At 72.9% G+C, this 20405-nt stretch carries 15 protein-coding genes and 2 pseudogenes; 11 read left to right on the top strand and 6 right to left on the bottom strand.

The window, feature by feature from the left end; all coding sequences use genetic code 11:
• Positions 1-55 precede the first annotated feature (55 nt).
• Positions 56-556 carry a hypothetical protein gene (locus AC3IX6_RS35475; RefSeq protein WP_150520950.1) on the top strand — a complete coding sequence of 167 codons (501 nt, stop codon included), beginning with the start codon at positions 56-58 and terminating at the stop codon, positions 554-556.
• 25 nt (positions 557-581) lie between these two features.
• Here the strand turns inward: AC3IX6_RS35475 and kstD are convergent, their stop codons facing one another.
• Positions 582-2312: a 3-oxosteroid 1-dehydrogenase gene (gene kstD, locus AC3IX6_RS35480; protein WP_489367372.1), complete on the bottom strand. Its 1731-nt coding sequence runs from the start codon at positions 2310-2312 to the stop codon at positions 582-584.
• A gap of 323 nt (positions 2313-2635) precedes the next feature.
• Positions 2636-3760: an aminoglycoside phosphotransferase family protein gene (locus AC3IX6_RS35485; RefSeq protein WP_489367373.1), complete on the bottom strand. Its 1125-nt coding sequence runs from the start codon at positions 3758-3760 to the stop codon at positions 2636-2638.
• 230 nt (positions 3761-3990) lie between these two features.
• Between AC3IX6_RS35485 and AC3IX6_RS35490 the strand changes: the two genes are divergently transcribed.
• Positions 3991-5469: a DNA-binding protein NsdB gene (locus AC3IX6_RS35490; protein ID WP_489367374.1), complete on the top strand. Its 1479-nt coding sequence runs from the start codon at positions 3991-3993 to the stop codon at positions 5467-5469.
• Positions 5470-5578: 109 nt separating this feature from the next.
• Here the strand turns inward: AC3IX6_RS35490 and AC3IX6_RS35495 are convergent, their stop codons facing one another.
• Positions 5579-7000, bottom strand: coding sequence for a PP2C family protein-serine/threonine phosphatase (locus AC3IX6_RS35495; RefSeq protein ID WP_489367375.1), 1422 nt, complete (start codon positions 6998-7000; stop codon positions 5579-5581).
• A gap of 668 nt (positions 7001-7668) precedes the next feature.
• Between AC3IX6_RS35495 and AC3IX6_RS35500 the strand changes: the two genes are divergently transcribed.
• The 3 genes from AC3IX6_RS35500 to AC3IX6_RS35510 all read left to right on the top strand — a co-directional run bounded on the left by AC3IX6_RS35500 (position 7669) and on the right by AC3IX6_RS35510 (position 12620).
• Complete coding sequence (locus tag AC3IX6_RS35500; protein WP_489367376.1) at positions 7669-9903, top strand: xanthine dehydrogenase family protein molybdopterin-binding subunit; 2235 nt, start codon at positions 7669-7671, stop codon at positions 9901-9903.
• Between the two features lie 181 nt (positions 9904-10084).
• Positions 10085-10540: a (2Fe-2S)-binding protein gene (locus AC3IX6_RS35505; RefSeq protein ID WP_243341230.1), complete on the top strand. Its 456-nt coding sequence runs from the start codon at positions 10085-10087 to the stop codon at positions 10538-10540.
• A gap of 67 nt (positions 10541-10607) precedes the next feature.
• Complete coding sequence (locus AC3IX6_RS35510; RefSeq protein ID WP_489367377.1) at positions 10608-12620, top strand: APC family permease; 2013 nt, start codon at positions 10608-10610, stop codon at positions 12618-12620.
• Positions 12621-12642: 22 nt separating this feature from the next.
• Here the strand turns inward: AC3IX6_RS35510 and AC3IX6_RS35515 are convergent.
• Positions 12643-13758, bottom strand: a pseudogene (locus tag AC3IX6_RS35515) (PucR family transcriptional regulator); the annotation flags it as partial.
• A gap of 143 nt (positions 13759-13901) precedes the next feature.
• Between AC3IX6_RS35515 and AC3IX6_RS35520 the strand changes: the two are divergent.
• Together AC3IX6_RS35520 and AC3IX6_RS35525 are read left to right on the top strand one after the other, a co-directional pair.
• Positions 13902-14465: a TetR/AcrR family transcriptional regulator gene (locus tag AC3IX6_RS35520; RefSeq protein ID WP_489367378.1), complete on the top strand. Its 564-nt coding sequence runs from the start codon at positions 13902-13904 to the stop codon at positions 14463-14465.
• Between the two features lie 81 nt (positions 14466-14546).
• Entirely contained in the window at positions 14547-15191 is a 645-nt protein-coding gene (locus AC3IX6_RS35525; protein WP_489371658.1) for a DUF6461 domain-containing protein, read from the top strand.
• Between the two features lie 13 nt (positions 15192-15204).
• Here AC3IX6_RS35525 and AC3IX6_RS35530 read toward each other — a convergent pair whose 3' ends face one another.
• Positions 15205-16521, bottom strand: coding sequence for a M48 family metallopeptidase (locus tag AC3IX6_RS35530; protein ID WP_489367379.1), 1317 nt, complete (start codon positions 16519-16521; stop codon positions 15205-15207).
• Between the two features lie 137 nt (positions 16522-16658).
• Here AC3IX6_RS35530 and AC3IX6_RS35535 point away from each other — a divergent pair, with 137 nt between their 5' ends.
• Entirely contained in the window at positions 16659-17612 is a 954-nt protein-coding gene (locus AC3IX6_RS35535; RefSeq protein ID WP_489367380.1) for a DUF4304 domain-containing protein, read from the top strand.
• Positions 17613-17659: 47 nt separating this feature from the next.
• Here AC3IX6_RS35535 and AC3IX6_RS35540 read toward each other — a convergent pair whose 3' ends face one another.
• Positions 17660-18556, bottom strand: coding sequence for a LysR family transcriptional regulator (locus AC3IX6_RS35540; RefSeq protein WP_489367381.1), 897 nt, complete (start codon positions 18554-18556; stop codon positions 17660-17662).
• Positions 18557-18761: 205 nt separating this feature from the next.
• Between AC3IX6_RS35540 and AC3IX6_RS35545 the strand changes: the two are divergent.
• The 3 genes and pseudogenes from AC3IX6_RS35545 to AC3IX6_RS35555 all read left to right on the top strand — a co-directional run.
• Positions 18762-18929: pseudogene (locus tag AC3IX6_RS35545) on the top strand (helix-turn-helix domain-containing protein); the annotation flags it as partial.
• A 241-nt stretch (positions 18930-19170) separates the two neighbouring features.
• Positions 19171-19566 carry a hypothetical protein gene (locus tag AC3IX6_RS35550; RefSeq protein WP_489367382.1) on the top strand — a complete coding sequence of 132 codons (396 nt, stop codon included), beginning with the start codon at positions 19171-19173 and terminating at the stop codon, positions 19564-19566.
• Positions 19563-20342, top strand: coding sequence for a transcriptional regulator (locus AC3IX6_RS35555; RefSeq protein ID WP_489367383.1), 780 nt, complete (start codon positions 19563-19565; stop codon positions 20340-20342). Before AC3IX6_RS35550 ends, AC3IX6_RS35555 begins: the two co-directional genes overlap by 4 nt.
• The last annotated feature ends 63 nt before the right edge of the window (positions 20343-20405 follow it).

Below are 20405 nucleotides of genomic sequence, written 5' to 3' on the forward strand. Positions count from 1 at the left end.
GTCCGGGTAGGGGGTGGAGGGCCGGGAAACGCGGCGGGGCACGTACCATGGCGGCATGTCCTTCCTCCGCCGCCACCGCGCCGCCACACCCGCCGGCCCGGACTTCGACGTCCTGGCCATGGACCCGGGGGACTGGCCGGGCAATCTCGGGGCCGGGCTGCTGCCCGCGCCCGACGGCAGCTGCCAGGGTGTCTTCCTCCGCTACGACCTGTTCGGCGGACGCGGCCCCGCGATGATCATCGGAAACCTCCCCGAGGGTTCCCCCGCGCGCGACCTCTCCGAGGGCCAGGTCCCCTTCGAGGTGGCCCAGCTCCTCGACGCCCTCGAGAACGACGAGGACGTCGAGGTCACCGGCGCCGAGGACTGCCCCGTCATGCAGGGCGACAACCTCCTCATCGTCCGGAAGATCAAGCTCTCCGAGAGCCGGATCAGCTGCGTGCAGTTCGACCGCAGCGACAACGTGCTGGTCACCATCGCGAGCTGGGACCGGCCGATCACGGACGACCTCTACGCGCTGCTGAAGCCGCTCCCGGCCGAGCTCTTCCAGCAGGGCTAGTCCGGGCGGGCCCGCCCCGCCGGGCTCACGCGCCGTCCGCGATGTCGTTGGCGGCCACGTAGCCGAACGTCATCGCGGGACCGATCGTCGACCCGGCTCCCGCATAGCTGTGCCCCATCACGGCCGCACTCGCGTTGCCCGCCGCCCACAGGCCGCGGATCACCGATCCGTCCGCCCGCAGGGCGCGGGCCCGTGCGTCCGTGACGATGCCGCCCTTCGTGCCCAGGTCGCCCGGCACGATCTTGAAGGCGTAGAACGGCGGCGCCCAGATCGGGGCCAGGCAGGAGTTCGGCGTCACGCCGGGGTCCGTGTAGTAGTGGTCGTAGGCGGTGTCGCCCCGGTGGAAGTCGGGGTCGGTGCCGTTCCACGCCTGGGCGTTGAAGCGGTTGAGGGTGGAGCGCAGGGCGGCCGCGGGCACCCCGATCTGGTGGGCGAGGGCGTCCCAGGTCCACGCCTTCTTCGCCGCGCCCGCCTGGTACCAGGAGTCGGGGAAGACGATCGTCGGCAGGATGTCCTTGAACAGGTACTTGTTGCGGTAGTTCTGATCCACGATCAGCCAGGCCGGGATGTGCGAACCGGTCGCGTCCCGGTCCTTCTCGTACATCACGTGCACCACATCGCTGTACGGGGCCGCCTCGTTGACGAAGCGGGCGCCCTTCGCGTTGACCATCAGGCCCCCGGGCAGGGTCCGTTCGGCCAGGCAGAAGTACGGTTCGTTCGGGAGCGGGATCGAGGGACCCCACCAGGCGTCGTCCATCAACGCCAGGGCCGCACCGGCCCGCTGGCCCGCCCGGATTCCGTCGCCCGTGTTCTCCTTCGCGCCGACCGACCACTGGGTGCCGACCGGCTGCTGCTGATACTGGGCCCGCATCTGCGCATTGTGCTCGAAGCCGCCCGAGCCGATGACCACGCCCTTGCGGGCCCGCACCACGCCCCGTACGCCCTCCTTCTCCACCACCACGCCGGTGACGGCGCCACCCTCCTGGACCAGGTCGACGAGCGGGCTGTTCAGCCACACGGGGACCCCGGCCTGGATCAGACCGGCCCGCAGACCGGTCGCCAGGGCCTGGCCCATGGTCAGCGGCTTCTGCCCGCACAGCGCGGCCGCCGTTCCGCGCGCCAGGCATTCGGTGGACACCGCGAGCCCCTTGGCGCTCACGGCGGCGAGGTTGAGCCACTTGTAGTCCTGGCTGAACACCACCATGCCGGCCGGCACGGGCATGTACGCCGGGTTCAGGCGGGCCAGTTCGGCGCCGAGTATGTTCCCGTCGATCTGGTCGGGCTCGATGGAGCGGCCGTTCGGGAGCCCGCCGGGGAGATTGGGGTAGTAGTCGCTGTAGCCGTCCATGAAGCGGAAGCGCAGCGGGCTGTTGGCCATCACGAAGTCCAGCATCCGGGGCCCGTTGGCGAGGAAGGCCGCCTGCCGGTCCGCGGAGGAGCCGTTGCCGACCACCGCCGCCAGGTACTGCGCCGCCTTCGCCGGGGTGTCGGGCACGCCCGCGCCCAGGATCACCGAGTTGTTGGGCAGCCAGATCCCGGCACCGGACCGGGCGGCCGAGCCGCCGAAGGTCGGGGCCTTCTCGACCACGAGCACGCTCAGGCCCCGCTTGGCCGCGGTGAGCGCGGCGGTCATCCCGGACGCCCCGGAGCCGACCACGACGACGTCGTACTCGCCGAGCGAGGGCTCACCGGCCGCGTGAGCGGCGGCGGTCGGCAGCAGGGTGGCGGCCAGCACGCCGGCCCCCGCCCCGGCCATGACCGTCCGCCGGGAGGGGAGAGCGGAACTCGGATCGGGCCTCGGGTCGCAACTCGGATCGGGCCTCGGGTCGGAACGCGGTACGGAACTCGCTGCGGAGGCGGTTCTCGCGGTCATGGGCAGGCTCCAGCGGAGAGGGGAGTGTGGGGGGTGGATCCAGCATTCTGATGCTGAGTCAGAAAAGGTCTTCGGGGGATCATGTGAAGTCAAGGCATACGCGCCGGTTGCGCTCCGGGCCCGGACGCACGAAATCCCGTGCCGCACACACCGGGTGTGTGCGGCACGGGATTTCGTGGGCGACGACCGCGCGGTGCGCGGCCCGGTCAGCGCGTGCCGACCGCCGCGCGGACCGCCCTGCGGGCCATGCCCGCGTCGTCGTGCAGGCGGCGCAGCAGCAGGCGCTGCTCCTCGCCCGAGGACTGGGCGCCCGCCGGCAGGGCCTGGGTCGGGGTGGCCGCCAGCATCGAGCGCTGCACGGCCGTCTCCGACATCCGGATCTCCCGGGTCAGCACCAGCATCAGGTTGACCAGGAACGCGTCCCGGGCGGCCGGTCCGGCCGCCTGCGCCAGGCGGCTGATCTGGGCCCGAGCGGCCGGGGCGTCGCCCAGTACCGTCCACAGGGTGGCCAGGTCGTAGCCCGGCCGGTACCAGCCCGCGTGCTCCCAGTCGAGGAGTACGGGACCGGTCGGGGACAGCAGCAGGTTCGACAGCAGCGCGTCGCCGTGGTTGAACTGCCAGGGGTTGCCCGACATCTTCACGCCGTGCAGCAGCTTCTGCAGATCGCCGAAGTCACGGTCGGTCAGCAGGCCCAGCTGGTAGTCCCGGGCGATCCGCCGGTCGTAGTCCAGCGGCCGCCCGAACAGCTCGTCGGCGGGCCGCCAGCCGTTCACCTGGCGCACCGCTCCGAGTGCCGCCCGCAGGTCGGCCCGCGGCGGGGCCTCCACCGGATGCCGCTGGAGCGCGGCGACGCGGCCGGCCATCCGCTCGACGATCAGTACGCAGTTCTCCGGATCGGCGGCGATCAGCCGCGGCACCCGGACCTGCGGGCGGTGCCGGACGAACGTCCGGTACGTCGCTATTTCGTGCCGGTACCGCTCGCGCCACTCGGGCGAGTGATCCAGTAATACCTTCGCGACGGCCGTCATCCGTCCGGTGGTTCCCACCAGCAGGACCGACCGGCCGCTGCGGCGCAGTACCTGGACCGGCGCGAACTCCGGACAGATGCGCTGCACGGAGGCGAGCGCGGTGCGCAACTGCGCCCCCTGGGGACCCGACAGGTCGATTCTCCCGCTGAGCGGCTGCGATCCGGTACCCGGCATCCGCCGTGCCCGTACGGCGCCCTGTGCCGGGGCCGCGGGGCGGCCGGGTTCGAGGTAGGGGCCGCCACCCGCGGGGAACGTGCGGTGCGGCCGGACCGGTGCGGACACGGAGGACGTGGCTGCGTACATGGCGTTACGGATCCCTTCGTGCGCCGACGAGTTGCATACGCCGCCCCGCCGGATCCCGTGCATCACCCTGGGGAGTTCCGCCGGTGACCGGGTCGGGGAGGCGCATTCCTACCTGACACCCGGGCGTGGGTGGCGGACCACATTGCGTGCCCTGGCGAACCCTGGCGAATAGTCGCTCGGCATCTGACGGGGGGTTACTGTCAACTCAGCCGAGAACCTGGGGGCTTGACGTGAGCAAAGGTCCAAACACCCGTCTGAACGACCTGTTCGGCCTGGCCGGCTGGTCCAAGGGCGAACTGGCGAGGATGGTCAACCGGCAGGCGGCCTCGATGGGTCACCACCAGCTGGCCACCGACACCTCGCGGGTGCGGCGCTGGATCGACATGGGGGAAACCCCGCGCGAACCGGTGCCCACGGTACTGGCAGCACTGTTCACCGAGCGGCTCGGTCGTGTCGTGACCATCGAGGACCTCGGGTTCGTACGACAACGGCGCACCACCAAACAGCAGCCGGACGGGGAGCAGGAGAACCCCGACGGAATGCCCTGGGCGCCCGAACGCACAGCCGCGGTCCTCACCGAATTCACGGGAATGGACCTCATGCTCAACCGTCGCGGTCTGATGAGCGCGGGTGCCGCGCTCACCGCCGGCTCAGCCCTCAGCAACGCCATGCACGACTGGCTCCACACCGACCCCGCCCGCGCGAAGGACGTGCAGCGCAACGGCGACTCCTTCCAGGCCGACTCCGCGGGCTACGACCGCTACGAGGCCGCGCCCATCGGCTCCCAGGAGATCGAGGCCCTGGAGCGTTCGGTGGAGGTCTTCCGCGCCTGGGACGCCTCCAGAGGCGGCGGCCTCCAGCGCAAGGCCGTGGTCGGGCAGCTCAACGAGGTGGGCGGCATGCTCGCGTACCACCACCCCGACCACCTCCAGCGCAGGCTGTGGGGGGTGGCGGCCAACCTGGCGGTGCTGGCGGGCTGGATGTCCCACGACGTGGGCCTGGAGCCCACCGCGCAGAAGTACTTCGTCATCGCCGCGCACGCGGCCCGCGAGGGCGGCGACCGGCCGCGCGCGGGGGAGGCGCTCTCCCGCGCGGCCCGCCAGATGGTCCACCTGGGCAAGCCGAACGAGGCGCTCGACCTGATGAAGCTGGCGCAGTCCGGCTCCGGCGAGCAGACCCTGCCCCGGACCCGCGCCATGCTCCACACCATCGAGGCCTGGGCGCAGGCCGCGCTCGGCAAGGGGCAGGCCATGCGCCGCACCCTGGGCGAGGCCGAGGACCTGTTCGTGTCCACCTCGGGGGACGTGCCGCCGCCGTCCTGGATGCAGCACTTCGACGAGGCCGATCTGCACGGCATGCAGGCGCTGGCCTTCCGTACCCTCGCCGACCACGATCCCTCGGCGGCGACCATCGCGCAGCAGCACGCGAAGGAGGCCCTGCGGCTGCGGGCCGACGGCCACCAGCGCTCGAAGATCTTCGACTACATCTCGATGGCCTCCGCCTGCTTCATCGCGAACGACCCGGAACAGGCCGACCGCTACGCCCGCCTGGCCCTGGTCTCGATGAACGAGACCTCCTCGCACCGGACATGGGACCGGCTGCGCGAGATGTACCGGCTCAGCGGCCACTACTCCGGATTCGCCGGCATCGAGGAGCTCCGCGAGGAGATCAAGCTGGCCCTCCCGAACAGCCCCGTGGGGCGGGCCTGAGACCGGTGGCCACCCGGGTCCGAGGACGAGAAAGGCCGCGCCTCCCGGCGCGGCCTCGAGTCCCGCGAACCACCTGTCGCCCGCTACGGGCGAACCACCCGCCGCCCGCCTACGAGCCGATCCGGGCCACCAGCACGCAGGCGTCGTCCTCGCGCTCGCCCTCGCCGAACTCCCCGATCACCAGGCGCACACAGTCCTGGGCGGACCGGGCGGCGGAGAAGTGCGGTGCCAGCGCCAGCAGTCGTTCGGTCCCGTCGGCCTTGCTGAACTCGATGCTGCGCGGCGTCAGTCCGTCGGTGTGCAGGACGAGTACATCGCCCACCTCCAGCCGCTCCTCGGCCTGGCCGTACGTGGCTCCGGAGGTCGCTCCCAGCAGCACGCCTTCGGGCGGCAGCAGCGAACGGCCCTGGCCGCGCCGGAACAGCAACGGGGCCGGGTGGCCGGCCTGCGCCCAGGACAGCACCCGGCGCGCAGGATCGTAGCGGCAGCACACGGCGGATCCGAGCGCCGGCTGGACGGAGGTCTCCAGGAGCTGGTTCAGCCAGCCCATCAGCGGGCCCGGCTCGATGCCCGCCATGGCCATCCCGCGCAGGGCGCCGAGCATCATCGCCATGCCGGAGGTCGCGGTCACCCCGTGCCCGGTGAGGTCACCCACCGTCAGCATCGACTCCCCGCCGGGGAGTTCGAGTGCGTCGTACCAGTCGCCGCCGATGAGCGCGCTGGTCGCGGAGGGCAGGTAGTGCGCCGCGACGTCCAGCGCCCTGGTGTTGTCGTGCGGGAACCGCAGGGAGCCGCGCCACGGGGGGAGCACGGCTTCCTGCAGCTCGACCGCCAGCCGGCGCTCGGTCTGCGCGATCTCCTGCCGGCGCTGCAGCGAGTCCCGGGACTCGCGCACCGCCCGCTGGCTCCGGCGCAGTTCACTCACGTCCCGCAGCACGGCCCACATGGAGGCCGTGCAGCCGTCGGAGTCGAGTACCGGCTCGCCCCTCATGTGCAGCGTCCGGACCCGGCCGTCGGCCCGGACGATGCGGAACTCGCCGTCGATCGGCTTGCCGTCCACCAGACAGGCCGTCACCATCGCCGTCAGCAGCGGCTGGTCCTCGGAGAACAGGGTGGATCCCAGTTCGTCGAGGGGCAGCGCGCCGGCCTCGGGGGAGCGGCCGAAGATCTGGAAGAGTTCGTCGGACCAGCTGACCTCGTCGGTCAGCAGGTTCCACTCGGCACTGCCGACCCTGGTCTGCTCGGCCCCGGTCTCGGGGGCGGCCTGCGGCAGCGCGGCGGACTCGGGCGAGGCGGGCGGCAGCCCCTCCTTGAGCTGGCCGAGGTGCGCGCGGAGGTCGTCGAGGTGGTGGACGGCGAGATCGCACAGCGCACGCTGCCAGCGGCCCTGCGCGTCGTCGTCGTCGACCACGGTGTCGCGGCGGACGGCGTCGACTTCTCCGCGGAGCCGTCGGGTCTGCGAGATCAGCGCGTCCACCGACCCTGGCTCGGGGGGTTGCGCGGGGCGGTCCGCGTACAAGTGGGACGGCATCTGAACTCCGATACAGGCGCGGCACGGCCAAGTCTGAGGAGGGACCGGTTCTGAAGGAAGGGCCGGTAACGACTGTTGCACAGCCAGCGACGGCCTGTAAGGCGTTTGGCAACATCCGAGGCAGACTTGCATCTGGCATATGCCTGGGGCCTTCCGGCCCTCCTGGAGCGTGCGAACGAATCCGGTCAGCCCCTGTCGGCGGGACGGCGGGAGAGCCCTGTCGGCCCTTGGTGTTCCCGGGCCGGTGCAGGGTGCCCGGTACCGGGCGGATCGCACCGGACGGGGGGCCGCGACGGGCCCGCCCGGCCCGCACGGCGTGCCGCGGCCGTGCCCTTTCCACCGTCCGCCCGCGGCCGGAAAGCGGCCGTTCGGACGAGGGTGATCGATCGTACGGCCGAGGTGTGCGAGGCCCGCCCGCCGCCGTGCCGGCGAAAGAACCGGAGGACCCGGATCAACGCGGCCGGGCCGGTGCCCCCCGAACGAAGGACCCCGCGCTCCGGCTGCGGCCCGTGCGGTGCGACCGTCGCCGCGGGTGGCCGTATGTCCGATCTTCCGCCCGGAACGTGATCCAGGCTTCCCCCCGCATCGCCGAATGGCTACTCTACGTGCCGGTAATGAGCCGGGGAGGCTCACCGATGCGGGCCGCACAGGGTGGGGACACAACGAACATGACCGGGCAGAGCCATGCGCCGACCGACGGGCAGAGCCGGCGGTCCTTCCTCACCTATCTGATCGCCGCGCCGACCCTCGCCCTCGTCACGCGCGCCGGAGCCGACCTGCTCGCCCCGCAGCCCGCGCACGCCGTGATCCCGACCCTGCCCGCCCCCGCCGACCTGCTGGACCTCGGCGATCTGTTCATCCTGGCGGGCGCCCCCACCTCGGCCCTGCTCGCGCTCGTCGTGGAGGCCGACGGGACCATCCGCTTCCGGCTGCCGCGCGAGGAGGTCGGACAGGGGCTCACCACCGCCGTGGCGATGCTCGTCGCCGAGGAACTGGACGCCCCGCTGGCCGCCGTGCGGGTCGAACTGGACGACGCGCGCCCCGAGCTGCTCTTCAACCAGCTCACCGGATCGTCCAACTCCATCCGCTCCCTCTACGGCCCGGTCCGCCAGTGCGCCGCCACCGCCCGGGCCCGGCTGGTCGCGGCCGCCGCCGTGCGCTGGAGCCTCCCGGCGTCGACCCTGACCACGGCCAACGGCGCCGTCCGCGCCCCCGACGGCCGCACCGCGGCCTACGGTTCCCTCGCCGCGGCCGCCGCGAACCCCGCCCTGATCGTCCTCGGCGCCACCCCCAAGCCGACGGCGAAGCACGCCCTGGTCGGCAAGCCCACCAGCCGGATCGACGCCCGCGCCATGGTCACGGGCGCCCAGCAGTACACCCTCGACCTGGACGTGCCCGGCGCCAAGCCCTGCGTGGTCCGCCGCCCGCCCACGCTCGGCGGCAGCGTCCGCTCCGTCGCCAACCTCGACGCCGTCCGGGCCATGCCCGGCGTCCTGCACGTGGTCACCGTCGCCACCGGGGTCGCCGTCGTCGCCGAGACCTTCGGCCAGGCCCTCGACGCCAAGGCCGCCCTCCAGGTCACCTGGGGCCCGGGCCCGGCCGACCAGCTCTCGGACGCGGCCGTCCGTACGAAGCTGCGCGCCGCCACCCCGCCGCTGCTCGTGCCGCCGCTGCTGACCGCGCACGTGGACGCCGAGTTCGACTTCGCCTTCGTCAGCCACGCCCCGATGGAGACCAACTCGGCCGTCGCCGACGTGCGCGAGGACCGCGCCGAGATCTGGTCCGGGCTCAAGTCGCCGATCGTGGCCCGCGAAACGATCGCCGCCGACCTCGGCCTGCCCCTCGACAAGGTCACCGTCCATGTGGTGCAGGCGGGCGGCTCCTTCGGCCGCCGGCTGTTCTTCGACGCGGCCCTGGAAGCGGCCCGGATCTCCAAGGCCTGCCGCCGTCCGGTCCGGCTGATGTGGACCCGGGTGGACGACACCCGGCACGGCCGGATGCGCCCGGCCACCCACCACAAGATCCGGGCGACGCACCTGCTGGGCGAGGTGCTCAGCTTCGAACACCGGGTCGCCGCCGCGGAGACCGACTTCCGGCACGGACTCGGCGAGATCATCACCGCGACCGCCGCCAGCCTCCCGCTCGGCATCGGCAACGCCACCCTCGCCCAGACCCTGTTCCTCACCACGATCAAGTCCCCGTACCACTTCGGGCTCACCACCCAGGCGCTCACCGAGGTCCCGACCGGGGTTCCCACCGGGTCCTGGCGGTCGGTGTACTCGGCGAACACCCGGGGGGCCGAGGAGATCGTGGTGGACGAGCTGGCCGCCGCGACGGGCCGGGACCCGTACCAGTTCCGCCGGACCTTCCTGAAGACGGCCGCCCAGCGCGCCGTGCTCGACAAGGCGGCCACCGAAGGGGGCTGGGGCCGGGCCATGCCCGCCGGGTGCGCCCAGGGCATCGCCTTCCACGAGGAGTACAAGTCCCGGACGGCCTGCCTGGTCGAGATCGACACCCGGAACCCGGAGCACATCCGCGTCACGAAGGCGGTCATCGCCGTCGACGTGGGCCTGCCCGTCAACCCGCGCGGTCTGGAGGCCCAGATGATCGGCGGCCTGACCGACGCGATCTCCACCACGCTCAAGGCCGGCCTGCACCTGGACAAGGGGCTCCCGCTGGAAGGCAGTTACAGCCAGTTCCACTGGGCGCAGCAGCGCGACACCCCGAAGGACGTACGCGTCTTCGTGCTGCCGGCGACCGGAACCGAGCCGGGCGGGGCCGGCGAGCTGGGCCTGCCCGCCGCCGTGGGCGCGATCGCCAACGCCTACGCCCGGGCCACCGGCACCAAGCCGCGCAGCTTCCCCCTCGACTTCGACGTCGACTTCACCCCTTACCCGCGCTAGCCAGGCCGTCTCTTCCGGATGTTGCCGGGCCCACGCCGCCCGGCACCGCACCTCGCCGCACTGCCGGGGCACCCGAGTACGTCCAGTACGCGGGAGCCCCGGCAGCGCGGCGAGGCACGGCACCGGACGACGCGGACGTGACCGACAACATCCAGAAGAGACGACCTCCAGGAGCCGAGCCGTGCCCTCGCACACCTTCACCGTCAACGGGCAGAGCGTCACCGTGGACGCGCCCGACGATCTGCCCCTGCTGTGGGTGCTCCGCGACATGCTGAACGTGCGCGGCCCGAAGTACGGCTGCGGGGTGGACGTCTGCAAGGCCTGCACCAGCCACCTCGACGGGGTGGACGTCCGCCCGTGCGTGGTGCCGGTCTCCGCGTGCGCGGGGAAGACGGTGACCACGATCGAGGGACTGGCCGACGGCGAGGACCTGCACCCGGTGCAGGAGGCCTGGCTCGAACAGGACGTCGCCCAGTGTGGCTTCTGCCAGCCCGGTCAGATCATGGCGGCCGTCGCCCTGCTGAAGCGGACGAGCACGCCCACGGACGAGGACATCGACGCGATCGCCAACATCTGCCGCTGCGGCACGTACTTCCGCATCCGGGAGGCGATCCGCAGCGCGGCGGCGAAGATGTAGGCGGTTCACCCCATGACACAGGGTTTATATGGGATGAATTGCCACAGTTTTGGCTGATCATGCCTGAATGAGGCGTATCAATGCGAAACGTGTGCTGGTCGGCGAACCGCTCGACACCGCGCGTCTGGGCGAGACCCTGCTGCCCAAACGGCTCGCGCTCCCGATCTTCTGCAGCGACCCGCTCTCCTCCGTGGCCTACGCCACCGAGGAGATCCTGCTGATCCTCGCCCTCGGCGGGGTCGCGCTGCTCCACCTCGCCTGGTACGCGGCCGCCGCCATCGTGTTCCTGCTCGTGGTCGTCGTCGCCTCCTACCGGCAGACCTGCTACGCCTACCCGGGCGGCGGCGGCGCCTACATCGTCAGCTCCAAGAACCTCGGCGAGACCGCCGCCCTCACCGCCGCGAGCGCCCTGCTCGTCGACTACGTCATGACGGTCGCCGTCTCCGTGGTCTCCGGGGTCTCCGCCATCACCTCGGCGATCCCCTCCCTCTCCGACCACGAAGTCCCCCTGTCGGTGGGTTTCGTGGTGCTGCTGACCCTCATGAACCTGCGCGGGGTACGGGAATCGGGCCGGGTCTTCGCCGTCCCCACCTACGGCTTCGTCCTCGTGATCTACCTGATGTTCGCCGTGGCCGCCTTCCGGCTCGCGACCGGCGACACGATCCGCGCCGAATCCGCCGCGCTGCCGATCACCGCCGAGGGCACCTACGCCGGCCTCGCGATGGTGCTCCTCGCACTGCGGGCCTTCGCCTCCGGCTGTACCGCGCTCACGGGCGTCGAGGCCATCAGCAACGGCGTCCCCGCCTTCCAGAAGCCGAAGAGCAAGAACGCGGCGACCACCCTCGCGGCGATGGGCGCGCTCGCCGTCACCATGTTCGCCGGGATCACCTACCTCGCCATGAACTACGAGGTGCACGTGGCGGCCGACCCGACCGAGCTGGGCCTGGCCCCCGGAACCCCGATGTCCACCGCGCTCGCCCAGATCGGCAGAGCCACCTTCGGCGACTGGCACGTCCTCTTCTACCTGCTCCAGGCCGTCACGGCCGGCGTCCTGATCCTCGCCGCGAACACCGCCTTCAACGGCTTCCCGATGCTGGCCTCGATCCTGGCCAAGGACCGGTACGTACCGCGCCAGCTCTTCAACCGCGGCGACCGGCTCGTCTACTCCAACGGCGTCGTCCTGCTGGCGCTCGCCGCCATCGGCCTCATCGTCGCCTTCGACGCCCAGCTGACCCGCCTCATCCAGCTCTACATCATCGGCGTCTTCGTCTCCTTCACCCTCTCCCAGGCGGGCATGGTCCGGCACTGGCAGCAGGAGCTCGCCTCCCCCGAGACCCGCAAGGAGGAGCGGATCCACATCCACCGCCGGCTCGCCATCAACGCCGTCGGCGCCACCATGACCTTCGTGGTCCTGGTCATCGTCCTGATCACCAAGTTCACCCACGGCGCCTGGCTCGTCGTCATCGCCATGCCGCTGCTCTTCATCGGCATGAAGGGCGTGCGCCGCCACTACGACACCGTGGCCCGGGAACTCACCGTCGCCCCCGGCGTCAAACCCCGCAAGCCCGCCCGCCACCACGTCGTCGTCCTCGTCGCGTCCGTGCACGCGCCCACGCTCAAGGCCCTCGGCTTCGCCATGGGGCTGCGCCCCGACACCCTGACGGCCGTCTCGGTGGCCGCCGACGAGGAGAGCGCGAACCGGCTGCGCGCGGACTGGGCGGACCACGACCCAGGCATCCCGCTCAAGGTGCTGCACTCCCCGTACCGCGAGGTGGTCGGGCCCGTCCTGGCCTACGTGCAGGAACAGGCGGCCGCCGAGGGCACGGACATGCTCTCCGTGGTCATCCCGGAGTACGTGGTCGGGCACTGGTGGGAACAGCCCCTGCACAACCAGAACGCGCTGCGCCTCAAGGCGCGCCTGCTGTTCACGCCCGGGGTCGCGGTGATCGACGTGCCGTACCTGCTGGAGTCCGCGCGGCCGGCGGCGAAGGGGGAACAGGGGGAGAAGGGGGAACAGGGGGAGAAGGGGGAGCGGGGGGACCCGCAGGAACAGGCGGGGACCCGGCCGGGCGCTGGGTGACCGCCGTGTGGGCCAGCGCCAGCTCCACCACGTGGGCGGGATCGGCCAGCGAGCGGCCGGTGAGCTGCTCCAGGCGGCGCAGCCGGTTCGAGACGGTGTTGCGGTGGCAGTACAGCCGCTGGGCGGCGTACGTGGTCGATCCCCGGCAGGCCAGCCAGGTGCCCAGGGTGGTCAGCAGCACCCTGCGGTCCTCCGGATCCAGCGCCAGGACCGGACCCAGCACCACCTGACGCAGCCGGCCCGCGAGTTCGGGCTCGGCCGCGACCAGCGCCGCCGGGAGCAGCTCGTCCAGCAGGGCGGTGTGCGGACCGTCGGCCCCCGGCGCCGCGCGCAGCGCGAGGACGGCCAGCCGGTGGGCCCCCGCCAGCTCGCCCGGCGTCTCCACCACCGGGCTCACCCCGGCCCGTAAGCCGAGGGGCGCCAGCAGCTCGGTCACCGCGGCGAGCGGCAGCGCGCCCAGCTCCACGAGGCCGGTCTCCCCGTCGGCGCGGATCCGCCACAGCACGCGCGGGGCGCCGGCCGGGGCCGCCCAGGCGCCGTCCCCGGGATCGAGGACCACCACGGCGAACCGGCCGCGCTCCGGCAGCCCGAGCCGCCGCGCCGACTCGGCGGACCGGCCCGCGGGACCGCCGCCGTCGAACAGGGCGTCGAGCAGGGCCCCGCGCAGCTCCCGCTCGCGGTCGCCGCGCACGGCCTCGGCCCGGCGGTAGGACGCGGCCGCCGCGTCCGCCATCCGGTCGACCACGTCCCACAGCGCGGGCGCCCCCGGCAGCAGCCGGGGCAGCGCAGCCCGGTCGTGGGCGGCGACGGCCTCGGTCAGGACCTGCCACAGCAGCCGGCCGCAGAGCCGGTAGACGCGCAGCAGGGAGTCGAGCGGCAGCCCCTGCCGGGCGCGGAGCTCGCCGTCGGCGCGGGCCTCGCCGAGCTCGGGCGGCAGGCCGCGGGCCGCACGGACCAGACCGTCGACGCCCTGGCGGAGCAGCTGGTGGACCCGCTCGCGCAAGGCGGCCCGGCCGAGCAGGGCGACGTAGACGGCGCAGGCCGGGTCACCGTCCGGCGACCGGTCGGCGAGCCGCTCGGCGGCCACGGCCAGCCGGCGGTCCAGGTCCTCGCGTATCTCCCCGATGATCCGCTCCATGACGGGCAGGGTGGCACGTCCCGGGGGCCGCTGGGGAGGGCCGCGACGAGGCGGTGTCCGCTAGCGTGTCCGAAGCACTGCACGTGCAGTGCATATGCGGCGGTCATACCGGCAGCCGCGTCCACACGGTCAGGGATCCACCCATGCGCCAGAACCCGGAGCGCCGCGCCGCGCTGCTCGACGCCGCCATCGAAGTCCTCGCCCGGGAGGGCTCACGGGGGCTGACCCTGCGCGCCGTGGACACGGAGGCCGGAGTTCCGACCGGCACCTCCTCCAACTACTTCGCGAACCGCGCCCAGCTCCTCGTCCAGATCCTGCACCGCACCCGGGAGCGGCTGACCCCCGACCCGGCGGACCTGACGGGCCCGTTCGACACGAAGGTGCTGCTGCGCCGCCTCCTGGAGCGCATGCGCCGCGAGCGCAGCGTCCACACCGCGATGCTGGAACTGCGTCTGGAGGCCACCCGGCGGCCCGAACTCCAGGAGGCGCTGGCCGGGTTCCAGGGCGCCGAACTGGAGGCGAACATCGCCTGGCACATGGAAGCGGGACTGCCGGGGGACCGGCAGGGCGTGGTCCTGATCTACCTGGCCATGCTCGGGCTGATCGTGGACGACCTCACCGTGCCCGGACTGCTGGACCCCCACTCGGTGGAGGGGCTCATCGACACCATGGTCGAGCGCCTCCTCCCGGAGGGCCCCGCCGACTGACTATCGTGCCGGTAGGGCTGGTTCCGGCAGGACCGGCTCGCATCGCGGGGATCGCGGAGATCGCGGGAGGCAGCCGTGGCAATGGCGGACATCACGGGGCAGGGCGCGGCCGACGGCGCCCGCGCCCGCGACGACGGCATCCAGTGGCTGGCGGACTGGAGCGCCTGGTACGTCAGCCTCACCTTCGCCCGGGGCATCGGCCCCGAGGAACTGGCCGTCCGGCTCGGCGCCCTGCCGGACCTGCGTCCCGGGCCGCTCGGAGCCATCGACGCGTGGAGCATGGTCACCGAGACGGTGGACGGGGACGGGGTGGCCCGGGTCGGCAGCTGGGGCGGCTGGTCCTTCGCCGTGGAACACGGCGTGCCCGCCGGGGCGCAGCGCCTCGCGGAGGTCTCCCGCTCCGGGGCCGAGGCCGTGTACCTCGACCCGCAGCCCGACCACCCGCCCAAGCAGTTCGCGTACGCCCGCGACGGCGAGCTGGTCTGCTGCTTCGGCATCGGCGAGGAGCACTGGCGCGGCGGCCACCGGCCCGACTTCCTCCTGCCCGAGCTGGTCGAGGCCAAGATCCTCACCCCGGACGGCTGCTACGCCCGCCCCGAGGACGAACCGTACGAGGAACGCGACCGCCTCACCCTCGCCGTACTGGAACACCGCTTCGCGCTGTCCCTTCCCCGCCGCCTCGTCGAGGAGACACCGCTCCCGGCCTACGTGACCTGCACGCAGTAGGCGGTACGTCCCTTCAGCCGGCGTGGTCCCGGATCACCCCGCGGGCCAGTACGGCGCGGGCCGGATCCAGTTCGGCGGCGACCGCCCGCGCCCGGGGGCCGTCGCAGACGATCCGGGCGGACTGCGGCTCGGCCGCGGCCAGGCAGCGCCGGCGCAGGTGGGTCGGCGGGTGGGTGTCGTCGACGCTGTGCCCGCGCCGGGCCGAGACCCGGCGCCGCCGCTCGTACTCGCTCTCGGGGACGGAGTCGATCCGTGCGGCCAGCCGCTCCCACAGCTCCCGCTCGGCGGCCTCGCGCGCCTCGCGCCCCGCGGCTCCGCCGGTCCGGGCCGCCGCCATCGCTTCGCGCCGCAGGTGTGCCTCGACGCCGTCCACGACCAGCAGGCGGTCGAGCAGCGTGACGGCGGCCTCGCTGGAACCGGCGCGGGCGGCGCCCGTGTCGGCCAGGTACTCCGCACGCTGCGAAGCCCGCAGGGTCAGTCCGTCGAGCAGGCGGATCAGCCCGTGGACCGCCCAGCGCGGCAGGAACGTCAGGGAGTTCAGGAACCAGTCCACGAGGCTCCCGCGGTCGACCGGGCGCAGGACGGAGTGCCATTCGGCGAGCGACCGCAGGGCCCCGTTCAACAGGAACGAGGAGCGGACGTCGCCGTTCGCGAAGTGCCCGAGCTCGTGTCCCAGCAGGGCCACGCGCTCCTGCGGCGTGAGGATCTCCCACAGCCCGAGGCCCAGGATCATCACGCGGCGGCCGCGGTACCCGTAGGTACTGACCGCGGCGTTGGCGGAGGCGTCCACCACCACCGTGTGCACCCCCGTCGTCCCGACGGCCGCACCCACCTCGTCGATCAGCGCGAAGAGGCCGGGCGCGTCCGCCCGGTACAGCACCGGCGTTCCCTTCGGGAGGCGGCCCGGCCGGGGCAGCAGCAGCGCCACGGCCACCAGGAGCAGGACGCCGAGCACCGACTGGATGCCGGTGTGCCACCCGCCGATGATCAGTAAGGCCGCGGCCAGGAACAGTCCCGCGGTGACCCCGTGCACCAGCAGGGCGAGCCCGAAGGCCAGCACGGTCGCCCCGTCGGCCCCGCCCCGCCCGGCCCCGCTCCCGCCCCGCACGATCTCCTCCGCCAGCTGCTCCCCGTGACGCCCGGCCAGGCGCCGCCGGACCTGCGCCAGACGCCCGCGGTCCGGATCCGGGGCGCCCGGGTCCACGTTCCAGTCGCAGGCCGAGCACCAGGTGACGTACGACGCGTGCACGGTGATCCCGGTCCCGCACTCCGGACACTGACGGTCTTCCGGTGCGTCCGGCGCCCCGGCGTTCTGCCTCACAGTTTCCACGTCCTGTGTTCCCTCCCTGCCGCCGACCTGCTGTGATCCGCGGTCCGCGCAGGATAGAGGGGCCCGGACCGGCCCCCGCGGCCGCCCGGGGATGGACGGTTTTGGTCGGGGAGGGTCCGTCTTGTGACACTACGAGGGTGAACGCGACCGACTTGTTCCACCAGACGCTGCGCGAGCGGATCGCCCCGGCGCTGCGCGATGCGGGATTCACCGGCACGGGGCTGGAGTACCGGCTCCGCGCCGCCGAACCCGACCACGCGCTGCTCGGCTTCCAGCGGAGCGCTTCGTCCGGGGCCGCCGAGTGCCGGTTCACCATCAACCTGCGCGCGGTCCCGTACGAGGAACACGAGGCCCTGCGGCGGCTGCGGCCGGCCCTCGGGACCCGGCTCAGCGCCAACCGCGTCGGCCCCGTCGGCTGGCACGCCAGGATCGGACGCCTCCTCGGCCATCCGCACGACCACTGGTGGAGCATCACCGACGAGCGCACCGCCGCCCGCGTCGCGGACGAGGTCACGGACGCGGTGCTGCGCCACGCCGTCCCCGCCCTCTGGGGCGAGGTCACCGACCGGCCCCCGCTGCCGGGGCCCGTGGTGGATCCGGCGCCCGACTGCCTGGACCCGGTGTGCCTGCGCGTGGACAGCGCTCCGTTCCCCGTCACGAGCGGCGAGGCCCCGCTGCCCGTGGACCTCGAAGGGACCCTCGTCCTGGAGACGGGCGAACGGCGCCGGGCCTCCCCCTTCCTCACCGTCCACGACGAGCTGACCGACGCGGAGGCCCGCATCGTCATCGACGCCCCCTGGCGGCTGGAGCAGCCGCTCTTCGGCTCGGTCCGGGTCGGCATCGCCGCCGACGGCGACGTCCGGGTCTCCGCCAGCCCGGGCAGCATGCTCCCCGGCCATCCGCTGGCGCTCCTCGGCGAACTGGCCCTGTGCCGGATCAACACGGCCGAGGTCACCGGCAACGGCTCCCTGCGGCTCACCTTCGAACGGGGCACCCCGCGCGAGGCCTGCCTCACCGTCTCCGGTGCCCCGCACGCGCTGACCGTCGGCGCGCCCTGGCACATCGAGGGCTGGACACCGGCCCGCATCTGAGGCCCCGCATCCGACGGGCCGTATCCGACGGGCCCGGGCCGGGTGGGTCAGCCGCCGAGCTGCCGTGCCAGGTGCCGGATCATCGACTCCGTCGCCGGACTGCGGTCCCCGGTCCGTACCGTCGCGTAGATGTCCCGTACGAGATGGGCCGGTTCGGCGATGTCGTGGAAGGAGATCTCCGGGCGCCGGTCCGCAGCGCTCTGCGGTACCAGCGCGACCGCGAAGTCGGCGGCGACCAGGGAGAGCAGCATCGGATAGCTGTCGGCGCGGAAGGCGATGTCCGGTTCGAAGCCGGCGGCCCGGCAGATCCCCTCGGTGACCGCCTGGAAGCCGGTGCTGGGCGTGGTCGAGGCCCAGGCGGTACGGGCGAACTCGCCGAGCCTGACCGGCCCGTCGAGCGGCGGCCTGGCGTGCGGGGGCACGGCGAGCATCAGCTTCTCCCGGCGCAGCAGCACCTGGCGCAGGCCGCGCAGGTCCGGCTCCGGGAGGTGCGGGTACTGGTGGGTGACCGCCAGGTCCAGGCTGCCCGCCGCCAGGGAGGGCAGGGCCAGTTCCGGCTCCAGCTCGGTCAGGCTCACGTCGAGCCCCGGATGGGTCCGCCGGAACGCGGCCAGCGCCGGCACCGTGAAGGGCTCCGCGGCGGAAGCGAAGGTGGCGACCCGCAACTGGCCGTCGCGCAACCCCGCGATATCGCGCAGTGCCTCCTCCGCGGCCTCGATCTCGGCGAGCACGCGGGTGGCGTGGGATACCAGGGTGTGACCGGCGGCGGTCAGGCGTACGCTCCGACCGGAGCGCTCCAGCAGCGAACAACCGGCATGGCGTTCGAGCGCGGACAGCTGCTGCGAAGCGGCGGAGGCGGTGACGTCGGCGCGCACTGCGGCACCCGCGATGGTGCCCGTGCGCGCGACATCGACGAGGAGCTTCAGTTTCCGGGGGTCGAGCATTAGTTGATCTTATGCTCAGGTTTACGCGAGTCCGCTGGTTTTGCGGCCGGTGAGCGACTTTGATGGGTTTGCCAGGCCTCGTACCGGAGCAGGGGGACCACTCATGGGCACCGCACACAGCCAGAAGGACAGCGCAGGCAGCGCAGGCAGCACCGACGGCGGCAGCACCGACGGCGGAAGCGCCACCACCACCGCACCCACCCTCATCGGTTCCGTACAGCGGGCGTTGCGGCTCGTGGAAGCGATGTACGCGGAGGGCGGGGCGACCGCCAAGCGCCTGTCCCGGATCACCGGAATCCCGCTGCCCACCGTGTACCACCTGCTGCGCACCCTGAGCCACGAGGGCTACGTACAGCGCGAGGGCGGGTCCTTCCGGCTCTCGGACGATCTACCGCTCGCCTCGTGACGGCGGTTCCACGAGGGGCGTTTGGGGCGCGTGGCCCACAGCAATGATCAAAAGGGGTGGGGTTCCGGCCAAGCTGTCACGTGCCATCGCGCATGTTCCAGCGGAAAATGCCAGAACGCCCTTTCGCACTGTGGAAGTTGAGTAAGTTCCCTTCTGTCGCGCCGTACGACCGTGCACCACGCACGGTCCGGCCGGGAGGGGAGCCCGCGTGCCCGGGATCGACGAATGCCTGCTCGAAGCCATGGCCCTGCCTGGTGCCAGGGGGGCCGCGCTGGTCGACTGGAGCAGCGGCCTGGCCCTCGGCACCGCCGGGGAATCACCGGTGGGGGACCACGAGACCACCGCGGCCGAAACCGCCGAGCTGGCCCGGGCGGCCGCCGAATACGAGTCCTTCGCCCCGGGCGGAACCGAGGCGGACGGCGCCGGGCCGCCCGTGGAGGACCTGATCGTCACCACCCGGACCGGCTACCACGTGCTCCGCTTCGTCGAGACCAGCTTCGACAGCAGCGTGTTCCTGCACCTGTGGCTCGACCGGACCGACGGAAACCTCGCCCTCGCCCGGCACAGACTCCGGGCCCTGGCCGAGGAGCTGGTGCTGAAGTGACCGCCGTCGCCGCCGTCGCCGTCTCCCCGCTGCTCACCCGGCTCGCCGCCGAACGGGCGACGGGCGCCCTGTTCCGCGAGCGCGGCACCCTCTTCCTGGAGAACGGCCGCGTGGTGCACGCGGAGAGCCCGGCCACCCCCGGACTCGACGTCCTGCTCACCACCGGCGGGGGTCTCACCCCCGAGCGCTGGACCGAAGCCGTGAACGAGGCCGGCGCCCGCCGCCAAGTCGCCCGCTTCCTCGTCGACAGCGGCGGGCTCGCGGGCGGCGAACTGGAGATATGCCATCTCGCCGCGATCTTCGACGCCGCCTTCTTCGCGCTCTCCCCGGGCAGCGGTCCCTCCCGATTCCGGCGCGGGGCCACCCACTGGATCGGCTCCGTCCGCTCCGTACCCGCCGCCGCCGTCGAGCGGGAGACCTGCCGCCGCCGGGAGCTGCTCGACGCGGTCTGGCCCTACCCGCTGCTGGACACCTCCCCGGTCGTGCCCCGGGCCGCCGCCCCCGGGCAGACCGTCACCGCCCGCCAGCGGATCCTGCTCGACCGCGCCGACGGGGTCCGGACACCGGCCGACCTCGCCTGGGTGCTGGGCCGGCCGGCCTTCCACACCCTGCTCGACGTACGACGCCTCGCGGCGGCCGGGCTGGTCGAGACCCCGCACGCGCCGGCACCCGCCGCCGCGGCGGAGGCACCGCTGCCCGACTGGATGACGCAGGCGCAGTCCCCGGACGTGGCGTTGCTGCGCCGGTTACGCGACGCACTGGAGGCAAGCCTGTGAGGCTCCCGCTGCGAGCCGCCCAGCGCGGCGACCGTTCCGAGCGGCGGCAGTCCGAAAGGAGAA

This window comes from Streptomyces sp. GL_141 (assembly GCF_057834385.1).

Bases quoted from the DNA above. Each gene is read 5' to 3' on its own strand.
- AC3IX6_RS35475 (WP_150520950.1), top strand. From the start codon at position 56: ATGTCCTTCCTCCGCCGCCACCGCGCCGCCACACCCGCCGGCCCGGAC.
- kstD (WP_489367372.1), bottom strand. From the start codon at position 2,312: ATGGCCGGGGCGGGGGCCGGCGTGCTGGCCGCCACCCTGCTGCCGACC.
- AC3IX6_RS35485 (WP_489367373.1), bottom strand. From the start codon at position 3,760: ATGTACGCAGCCACGTCCTCCGTGTCCGCACCGGTCCGGCCGCACCGC.
- AC3IX6_RS35495 (WP_489367375.1), bottom strand. From the start codon at position 7,000: ATGCCGTCCCACTTGTACGCGGACCGCCCCGCGCAACCCCCCGAGCCA.
- AC3IX6_RS35500 (WP_489367376.1), top strand. From the start codon at position 7,669: ATGACCGGGCAGAGCCATGCGCCGACCGACGGGCAGAGCCGGCGGTCC.
- AC3IX6_RS35510 (WP_489367377.1), top strand. From the start codon at position 10,608: ATGAGGCGTATCAATGCGAAACGTGTGCTGGTCGGCGAACCGCTCGAC.
- AC3IX6_RS35520 (WP_489367378.1), top strand. From the start codon at position 13,902: ATGCGCCAGAACCCGGAGCGCCGCGCCGCGCTGCTCGACGCCGCCATC.
- AC3IX6_RS35525 (WP_489371658.1), top strand. From the start codon at position 14,547: ATGGCGGACATCACGGGGCAGGGCGCGGCCGACGGCGCCCGCGCCCGC.
- AC3IX6_RS35540 (WP_489367381.1), bottom strand. From the start codon at position 18,556: ATGCTCGACCCCCGGAAACTGAAGCTCCTCGTCGATGTCGCGCGCACG.